This window comes from Paracoccus sp. FO-3 (genome assembly GCF_006386455.1).
Classification (GTDB): domain Bacteria; phylum Pseudomonadota; class Alphaproteobacteria; order Rhodobacterales; family Rhodobacteraceae; genus Paracoccus; species Paracoccus versutus.
In genome coordinates this window covers 1-7,654 of sequence record NZ_VCBQ01000158.1, presented here as the reverse complement: position 1 = coordinate 7,654, position 7,654 = coordinate 1, and the positions used below count along the sequence as shown (strand labels likewise).

The 7,654-nt window shown below is 69.4% G+C and carries 11 protein-coding genes; 4 read left to right on the top strand and 7 right to left on the bottom strand.

Annotated elements, in window-relative coordinates:
* Together tatB and FE811_RS28845 are read right to left on the bottom strand one after the other, a co-directional pair.
* Nucleotides 1-383 (bottom strand): Sec-independent protein translocase protein TatB (tatB, locus tag FE811_RS24835; RefSeq protein WP_140849187.1); only part of this gene is annotated, 383 nt, incomplete at its 3' end.
* An 18-nt stretch (nucleotides 384-401) separates the two neighbouring features.
* A complete protein-coding gene (locus FE811_RS28845; RefSeq protein WP_072461988.1) occupies nucleotides 402-728 on the bottom strand; it encodes a twin-arginine translocase TatA/TatE family subunit in 327 nt (108 codons plus the stop codon).
* Nucleotides 729-887: 159 nt separating this feature from the next.
* Between FE811_RS28845 and FE811_RS24825 the strand changes: the two genes are divergently transcribed.
* Nucleotides 888-1,499, top strand: coding sequence for a MarC family protein (locus FE811_RS24825; protein ID WP_036759190.1), 612 nt, complete (start codon nucleotides 888-890; stop codon nucleotides 1,497-1,499).
* Nucleotides 1,499-2,074 carry a TIGR02281 family clan AA aspartic protease gene (locus FE811_RS24820; RefSeq protein ID WP_116222457.1) on the top strand — a complete coding sequence of 192 codons (576 nt, stop codon included), beginning with the start codon at nucleotides 1,499-1,501 and terminating at the stop codon, nucleotides 2,072-2,074. Before FE811_RS24825 ends, FE811_RS24820 begins: the two co-directional genes overlap by 1 nt.
* A gap of 16 nt (nucleotides 2,075-2,090) precedes the next feature.
* On the opposite strand, the gene FE811_RS27695 is transcribed toward FE811_RS24820, so the two are convergent.
* The 5 genes from FE811_RS27695 to FE811_RS24800 all read right to left on the bottom strand — a co-directional run bounded on the left by FE811_RS27695 (nucleotide 2,091) and on the right by FE811_RS24800 (nucleotide 5,964).
* Complete coding sequence (locus FE811_RS27695) at nucleotides 2,091-2,240, bottom strand: hypothetical protein (RefSeq protein WP_157034092.1); 150 nt, start codon at nucleotides 2,238-2,240, stop codon at nucleotides 2,091-2,093.
* A gap of 155 nt (nucleotides 2,241-2,395) precedes the next feature.
* The gene (locus FE811_RS24815; RefSeq protein WP_036759192.1) at nucleotides 2,396-2,596 is read right to left on the bottom strand and encodes a hypothetical protein; all 201 of its coding nucleotides are present in this window, start codon (nucleotides 2,594-2,596) and stop codon (nucleotides 2,396-2,398) included.
* A 68-nt stretch (nucleotides 2,597-2,664) separates the two neighbouring features.
* A complete protein-coding gene (locus tag FE811_RS24810; protein ID WP_036759195.1) occupies nucleotides 2,665-2,871 on the bottom strand; it encodes a cold-shock protein in 207 nt (68 codons plus the stop codon).
* A gap of 182 nt (nucleotides 2,872-3,053) precedes the next feature.
* Nucleotides 3,054-4,874: an ABC-F family ATP-binding cassette domain-containing protein gene (locus FE811_RS24805; protein WP_116222262.1), complete on the bottom strand. Its 1,821-nt coding sequence runs from the start codon at nucleotides 4,872-4,874 to the stop codon at nucleotides 3,054-3,056.
* A 127-nt stretch (nucleotides 4,875-5,001) separates the two neighbouring features.
* On the bottom strand, nucleotides 5,002-5,964 hold the full coding sequence (locus FE811_RS24800) for a serine hydrolase (RefSeq protein WP_036759718.1): 963 nt from the start codon (nucleotides 5,962-5,964) through the stop codon (nucleotides 5,002-5,004).
* 118 nt (nucleotides 5,965-6,082) lie between these two features.
* On the opposite strand from FE811_RS24800, the gene FE811_RS24795 reads away from it, so the two are divergent.
* Together FE811_RS24795 and FE811_RS24790 are read left to right on the top strand one after the other, a co-directional pair.
* Nucleotides 6,083-6,379: a DUF2218 domain-containing protein gene (locus tag FE811_RS24795; RefSeq protein ID WP_072461991.1), complete on the top strand. Its 297-nt coding sequence runs from the start codon at nucleotides 6,083-6,085 to the stop codon at nucleotides 6,377-6,379.
* A 59-nt stretch (nucleotides 6,380-6,438) separates the two neighbouring features.
* A partial coding sequence (locus FE811_RS24790) for a DNA polymerase III subunit gamma/tau (RefSeq protein ID WP_140849185.1) occupies nucleotides 6,439-7,654 on the top strand: 1,216 nt, incomplete at its 3' end.

The window sequence follows — 7,654 nt, the reverse complement described above, 5'->3', positions numbered from 1 at the left end:
GCAGGCGCGTCGCTGCCGTTCGCCGCGGGCTGCGGCGGCAGCGGGGCCGAGGGATCGGGGACGGGCGCCTTGCGGCCGGCCTCGTCCTTGGGGTTCAGCGGATCCCATTTCTCGAACCGCTCGGTCGCGCGTTCCAGCGCGTCAAGCCCCAGCGCGCGTTTCGAGCTCAGCGCGTTCACGTCCTTGAGCGTCTTGGCCGCGTCGTCAAGGCCCGAGCTCTTGGCCGCATCCTCCATCGCGCTGCTGAACTCGCGCGCCATCGAGCGCGCGCGCGCGGTGATCCGGCCCAGCGTGTGAAACAGCTTGGGCAGATCCTTGGGTCCGATGACGATCAGCGCCACCACGCCGATCAGAAGCAACTCGCTCCAGCCGATATCCAACATGACCGTCGGGCCGGGGGATCAGAGCTTGGTCGTGTCGGTCGGCGTCACGTCGCGCAGCGCGCTGTCGGCGCCGGTGCGGGCGCGCTCGGCGTCAAGCTTGGCGCGTTCGGCGGCCAGGTCGGCGCGGGCGCGCTCGATGTCGTCGGCGGTCTTCAGCTGCTCCAGTTCCTTGGGCTCGCTGTGGGCGGCGGCGTCGATATCCTCGGCGCCTTCCTTGACGCCTTTCTTGAAGGCAGTGATCCCCTTGCCGACCTCGCCCATCAGGGACGAGACCTTGCCGCGCCCGAAAAGAACCAGAACGACGATTGCGATCAGCAATAGCGCCATGGGTGAAGGTGCGTGCATCTGTTTTCCTCCGTGGCAGGCCCCTGGGCCTTGCGGTGCATCCATCTGTCCCGATATAGGTCGGGATCGCCCTCTTCGAAAGCCCCAAACGCGTGATCGCGCCGTTTGCCCCGCCGCCGCGCTTCGCCCCTGCCCAGGTTCCACGCCATACCGCCCGCCATGGAAAGCACCCAGATCATCAGCGCCTTTGTCACGCTGTTCGTCGTGATCGACCCGGTGGGGCTTGCGCCGCTGTTCATCGCCCTGACCCGCGACATGACGCCGCAGCGGCGGCGGCGGATCGGCTGGCGGGCCCTGGCCATCGCTGCGGCGCTGATGACGCTTTTCGGCCTTGCGGGCGAGGCGATCCTGACCGGCATCGGCATCTCGCTGTCCGCCTTCCGCATCGCCGGCGGGCTGCTCTTGTTCCTGACCGCGCTGGACATGCTGTTCGAACGCCGCACCGAGCGGCGCGAGGGCCAGGCCAGGGACGATGACGACGATCCTTCGGTCTTTCCGCTCGCGACGCCGCTGCTGGCCGGTCCGGGGGCGCTGGCCTCGATGATCCTGCTGGTCGGGCAGAACCCCGGCCCCGCCCATACGCTGATGATCCACCTGGTCATGCTGGCGGTCCTGGGCATCGCCGCCGCGCTTTTCGCCGTGGCCGGGCCCATCGCGCATGTGCTGGGCCGCACCGGGACCATGGTGGTCACGCGGCTTTTCGGCATGCTGCTGGCGGCGCTGTCGATCCAGTTCGTGATCGACGGGCTCAAGGGTTCGGGGCTGGTATGATGGGCGAGGAATTCGGCCGGATCGCCTATCTGGTGCTGCTGCTGGTCGCCGTCGGCGGCTTCCTGCTGGTCGAGCTGCGCGTCCGGCCGGGGCAGACGCTGCGGCAGGCGGCGGCCTGGGGGCTGATCTTCCTGGGCGCGGTGGCGCTGGCCGGGCTTTGGGACGACATCCGCGGCACCATCTCGCCGCAGGCACGGATGCTGGAAGGCGGCCGGATCGAGGTGCCGGTCGGCAATGACGGCCATTACCACCTGACCGCGCAGGTAAACGGCACCCCGGTGCGCTTCGTCATCGACACCGGCGCCACCAGCATCGCGCTGGGGCCCAGGGACGCCGCCCGCGTCGGCATCGTCCCCGAGGCGCTGGCCTATGCCGGCCAGGCCCGCACCGCGAACGGCATCGTCCAGACCGCAACCGTGCTGCTCGATTCGGTCGCCATCGGCGAGATCCGCGACACCCGCGTTCCTGCGGTGGTGCTGCGCGCCGAACTCGAGCAATCGCTGATGGGCATGTCCTACCTGTCGCGCTTTGCCCGTGTCAGCATCGAGGGGAACCGGCTGGTCCTGGAACGCTGACCGGCCGCCTGACGATTCAGGAGGCGGAGGCCGCCTTGCCCTCGCGCCCGGCAGCGGCCGAGGCTTCGATCTGCTTGTTCAGGAACATGATCGCCAGCCGGCGGCGGTCCTGCTGTCTTTGCGTGATCTTGCGGCGATTGACGCGCCTGTTCGATGTTCTTGCCATGTTTGTCTTGCCTTTTTTTCTTGAGATTATTGGGCCGCCCCCACCCGACCCTCGCCCGGTTGCGCCGGGAAAGGCCCGATGGGACCAGCCGCGATAAGGGGATAATATGGGGGCGGTCAGGAGGAACTACGCAAGACCCGTGACGCGCGAGGCGTCTATTTCTTGCGCTTCTTGCCCGCTGTCCCGCCGTCGGCGGCTTCCCTGGCCAGCCGCGCCGCGCGCAGGCTTGCGGTCAGCTCCTGGCGACGCTGGGTCTGCTCGCTGATGATCTGCCTGGCCTCGGAGGTGGTCCGATCCATCGCCGTCAGCGGCGTCGGCTCGCGGAAAAGTCCCTTCAGTCGGTCCTTGGGTGCCATGCGAGCCTCCGATAAGGTTGGTCCGACCAGGATCGGTCGGACCATCTGTCTTGAAATCGGGGGCCGGATCAGGCCAGCGCCAGGTCGCGCGCCGATTGACGGCCGTCGCGGCCGGTTTCGATTTCGAAGGTCACGGCCTGGCCGTCATCGAGTTGACGGATGTTCGCCCGCTCGAGGGCCGAGATGTGGACGAACACGTCCTTGCCGCCCTCTGCGGGGGCGATGAAGCCGAAGCCTTTGGTGGCGTTGAACCATTTCACGGTGCCATTGGCCATCGTGATGTCTCCTTAGAGTAATACCGTCCGCGACATGCGACGGCCCGGCTCAGTCAGATCGAAGCATAGTCTGAAGCCGGAAAGGAGACAGGATGCGGAAGAAATAACCTAGCCCGCAGAACATGGGGGGCAAAGCGCAAAAATGCAAGGGCTGTCTGCGCGCGGCCGGATATTCGGTCGCTTCAGCCCTGGTCGCGCTCGGCCAGGTCCAGCCATTCCTCCTCGGCGGCGGCCAGCGCCTGCTGGCGTTCGACCAGGGCGTCGCTGGCCTTGGCGAACTTGGCCGGGGCGGTCTGGAACAGGTCGGGCTGGGCCAGGAACTCGGTCAGCTTGCCGATCTCGGCCTCCAGCCGCTCGATCACGGCCGGCAGCGTCTCCAGCCGCTTGCGTTCCGAAAAATTGAGCCCGGCGCGCGCCGCCTCGGCCTTGGGCGCGGGCGCGACCTGCGCGGGCTTGGCGGGGACCGGCCGGGTCGGCTCGGGCGCGGGGGTCGCCTGCGGGCGCTGCGCGCGATAGTCGGACCAGCCGCCGGGATAGATCGTGGCGCGACCGTCGCCCTCCATCGCCACCGTGGTCGTGGCCACGCGATCGATGAAGTCGCGGTCGTGGCTGACCAGCAGCACGGTGCCGTCATAGTCGCCCAGGATGTCCTGCAGCAGGTCCAGCGTCTCGACGTCGAGGTCGTTGGTCGGCTCGTCCAGCACCAGAAGGTTCGAGGACCGGGCCATGATTCGCGCCAGCAAAAGCCGCGCCTTTTCCCCGCCCGAGAGGCTGCCGACGGGCGCGCGCGCCTGCGCCTCGTCGAACAGGAAATCCTTGAGATAGGCCACGACATGGCGCGGGTTGCCGCGCACCATCACCTGGTCCGAGCGCCCGGAAACCCGCATGGACGGGTCGCCCGCCAGCGCGTCCCACAGCGTCACCGTCTCGTCTATGGCGCTCCGCGCCTGGTCGAAGACCGCGATTTCCAGGTTGGTGCCGTGCCTGACCTCGCCGGTATCGGGCGCGATCTCGCCGGTCAGCATCTTGATCAGCGTGGTCTTGCCGGCGCCGTTCGGGCCGACGAAGGCCACGCGGTCGCCGCGCAGAACCCGCAGGTCGAAGGGCTTCAGGATCCCCCGCTCGCCGAAGGACTTGGAGATGCCCCTGGCGTCGATCACCCGCTTGCCGGATTGCGGCCCCGCGTCCAGTTCCATCGCCGCCGTGCCCTGGCGGCGGATCTGGCCGGCGCGTTCCTCGCGCAGCGCGGCCAGCGCGCGCACCCGGCCCTGGTTGCGCTTGCGCCGGGCGCTGATGCCCTCGACCGCCCAGCGGGCCTCGGCCTTGATCTTGCGGTCGAGCTTGTGGCGCGCCTCGTCCTCGGCGGCCCAGAGGGTTTCGCGCCAATCCTCGAAATGTTCGAAGCCCTTGTCCTGCCGGCGCACCTCGCCGCGGTCGATCCACAGCGTCGCCCGCGTCAGCGCCCGCAGGAAGGCGCGGTCGTGCGAGATCAGCACGAAGCCGGCCCTGGTCGTGGAAAGCTGCTCTTCCAGCCAGCCGATCGCCTCGATGTCGAGATGGTTGGTCGGCTCGTCGAGCAGCATCAGTTCCGGCGCCTCGGCCAGAAGCCGGGCCAGCGCCGCCCGCCGCCGCTCGCCGCCCGAGGCGGTGGCTGTCGGGCGGTCGGGGTCGAATTTCAGCCCCTCGGCCGCCATCTCGACGCGGTAGCCCTCGGCGTCGCCAAGGCCGGCGCGGGCGAAATCGCCCAGGGTGGCAAAGCCCGACAGGTCGGGATCCTGCTCCATGTAGCCGACATGGATGCCGGCGGGGGTGACGACCTCGCCGCTGTCGGGCTCGACCAGCCCGGCCATGACCTTCATCAGCGTGGACTTGCCCGAGCCGTTGCGGCCGACCAGCGCCAGCTGGTCGCCCTGCTGGACGGTCAGGTTCAGCCCGTCGAAGACGGGATTGCCGCCGAACGTCAGGGAAATATCGGTGAGTTGCAAAAGCGGTGCGCGTGCCATGAGGGGGCAGATATGCCGCGCCAGCCTCCGGGTCAACGGGGGGCGGACGGGGGCGGGATGGGGGCGCTGCCCCCGGCCCTGCGGGCCTCCCCCGGAGTATTTTCGCAACGGAGAAACGGCCGGGAAATCACAGCGCCGCCACCAGCCGGCCGGCCAGCGCATGCAGCTCGGTGCGATAGCCCGAGCGGGCCGAGGGCTGGTCGGGGTCCGAGGTCATGGCGATGGCGACCGGCACCCGGCCGGGAAACACGTAGATCATCTGCCCGCCATAGCCCCAGCCATAGCGCACCGGCCGGCCGCCGATGCGGCTGATGAACCAGCCATAGCCATATGCCTCGCCGTTGAAGATCGAGCGGGTGCGCGGCTGCCAGCTGGCCTCGATCCAGCGCGGCGGGATCACGCCCTGCCCGCCCGCGGCATAGGCGGCGCCGAAGGCCAGGAGGCTGCGGGTGCTCATCGCCATCTGGTTGCCGCCCAGATGGATGCCCTGCGGATCACGGTCCCATGCGGCGATGGCGAAGCCGGGGATGCGCAGCCAGTCCCGCGCCAGCGCCAGCGTCGAGCGCCCCGAGGCGCGCGCCAGCATGGCCGAGACCAGATGCGTCGAGGCGGTGGAGTAAAGCATCCCCTGCCCCGGATCGGCGACGAAGGGCGCGGCCAGCGCGGCGCGCACCCAGTTGCGGCTGCCGACCCAGCGGCCGTAGTTCGGCCCGGACTGGCGCTGCAGGCCCGCCTGCATCGACAGCAGGTGCCCCAGCGTCAGCCGCGCCAGGCGCGGGTCGGGGTCGGCAGGCAGGTCGGCACGCAGCAGCTCGGCCACCGGCTGGTCGGTGCCGGAAAACAGCCCGCGCGCGATGGCGATGCCCGCCAGCGCCGAGACGATGGATTTCGAGGCCGACTTGATGTTCGTCGCCCGGTCGGGCGTGAAGCCGCCGAAGCCGCGCGCCGCCACCTCCTCGCCGTCGCGCCAGACGGCGACGGCGCGCAATTGCGGCAGGTCCGCCGCCTCGAGCACCTCGCGCGGCGAGGCCGGCGCCAGGCGCGGCAGGGCCAGCAGCGGCAGGGCAAGCAGGATTGAACGTCGCCTCATCCGGGTTATATGGGGGACACCGGGTCCGGGCCGAGTCCGGGCCGAGCCCGCTCACCGTTTCGTGACCCTTCCATGTCCGCCAGCCGCCGCCAGCCGGACCCGCAAGACAGGAAAGACCATGTCCCAGACCGTCATCCTTTCGACCTGCCGCGTGGCGACGCCGAACGGCAGCCGCTACCTGCAGCAGCTCTGCAAGCATTGGGCGCACAAGTTCGAGGTCGCCTTCGACCCCGCCCAGGGCCGCATCGCGATGCCCGAGGATCGCATCGTGACCCTGACCGCCACGCCCGAGGCGCTGGAAATCCGGCTGGAGGCGCCCGAGGACACCACCGCCCATATGCGCCACATCGTCGACAGCCACATCGCCCGCTTCGCCTTCCGCGAGGAACTGGCCTTCGACTGGCAGCCCGCCTAAGGGCGGTTGCCGCCCCCCGTCCGCGCCGCTAATCTGCGCCGGTCAACAAAGGCCGAGGCATGAGCGAGAGCGAACGGAACTACCAGGTGCTGGCGCGGAAATACCGCCCCGAGACCTTTGCCGACCTGGTCGGCCAGGACGCGATGGTGCGGACGCTGAAGAATGCCTTCGCCGCGGACCGCATCGCGCAGGCCTTCGTGATGACCGGCATCCGCGGCACCGGCAAGACCACCACGGCGCGCATCATCGCCAAGGGGCTGAACTGCACAGGCCCCGACGGCCAGGGCGGCCCGACGACCGAGCCCTGCGGGGTCTGCGAGCATTGCGTGGCGATCTCGGAAGGCCGGCACGTCGACGTGATGGAGATGGACGCCGCATCCAGAACCGGCGTGAACGACATCCGCGAAATCATTGAATCGGTTCACTATCGCGCCGCCTCGGCCCGCTACAAGATCTATATCATCGACGAAGTCCACATGCTTTCGACCAGCGCCTTCAACGCGCTTCTGAAGACGCTGGAAGAACCGCCGCCGCATGTGAAGTTCATCTTTGCCACCACCGAGATCCGCAAGGTGCCGGTCACGGTTCTGTCGCGCTGCCAGCGTTTCGACCTGCGCCGCATCGAGCCCGAGGTGATGATCGCGCTGCTGCGCCGCATCGCGACGGCGGAAGGCGCCGAGATCACCGAGGACGCGCTGGCGCTGATCACCCGCGCCGCCGAGGGCTCGGCCCGCGACGCGACCAGCCTGCTGGACCAGGCGATCAGCCATGGCGCGGGCGAGACGACGGCGACGCAGGTCCGCGCCATGCTGGGACTGGCGGACCGCGGCCGGGTGCTGGACCTCTTCGACATGATCCTGCGCGGCGCCGCCGCCGAGGCCCTGGCCGAGTTGCAGGCGCAATATGCCGATGGCGCCGACCCGATGGCGGTCCTGCGCGACCTGGCCGAGATCACGCATTGGGTCTCGATCGTGAAGATCACGCCCGAGGCGCTGGACGACCCGACCATCGGCCCGGACGAACGCGCCCGCGGCCAGCAGATCGCGGAAAAGGTGCCGATGCGGGCGCTGACCCGGCTGTGGCAGATGCTGCTGAAGGCGCTGGAAGAGGTGGGCCAGGCCCCGAACGCGATGATGGCGGCCGAGATGGCGATCATCCGCCTGACCCATGTCGCCGACCTGCCCGACCCCGAGGCGCTGATCCGCAAGGTGCAGGCCAGCGCCGCGGCGGGCGCGTTCAGCCGCAGCGCCGCAGCGCCCGCCGCGCGCAGCGAGG

Coding starts and splice junctions, on each gene's coding strand:
- FE811_RS28845 (WP_072461988.1), bottom strand. CDS start 728: ATGCACGCACCTTCACCCATGGCGCTATTGCTGATCGCAATCGTCGTT.
- FE811_RS24825 (WP_036759190.1), top strand. CDS start 888: ATGGAAAGCACCCAGATCATCAGCGCCTTTGTCACGCTGTTCGTCGTG.
- FE811_RS24820 (WP_116222457.1), top strand. CDS start 1,499: ATGGGCGAGGAATTCGGCCGGATCGCCTATCTGGTGCTGCTGCTGGTC.
- FE811_RS27695 (WP_157034092.1), bottom strand. CDS start 2,240: ATGGCAAGAACATCGAACAGGCGCGTCAATCGCCGCAAGATCACGCAA.
- FE811_RS24815 (WP_036759192.1), bottom strand. CDS start 2,596: ATGGCACCCAAGGACCGACTGAAGGGACTTTTCCGCGAGCCGACGCCG.
- FE811_RS24810 (WP_036759195.1), bottom strand. CDS start 2,871: ATGGCCAATGGCACCGTGAAATGGTTCAACGCCACCAAAGGCTTCGGC.
- FE811_RS24805 (WP_116222262.1), bottom strand. CDS start 4,874: ATGGCACGCGCACCGCTTTTGCAACTCACCGATATTTCCCTGACGTTC.
- FE811_RS24800 (WP_036759718.1), bottom strand. CDS start 5,964: ATGAGGCGACGTTCAATCCTGCTTGCCCTGCCGCTGCTGGCCCTGCCG.
- FE811_RS24795 (WP_072461991.1), top strand. CDS start 6,083: ATGTCCCAGACCGTCATCCTTTCGACCTGCCGCGTGGCGACGCCGAAC.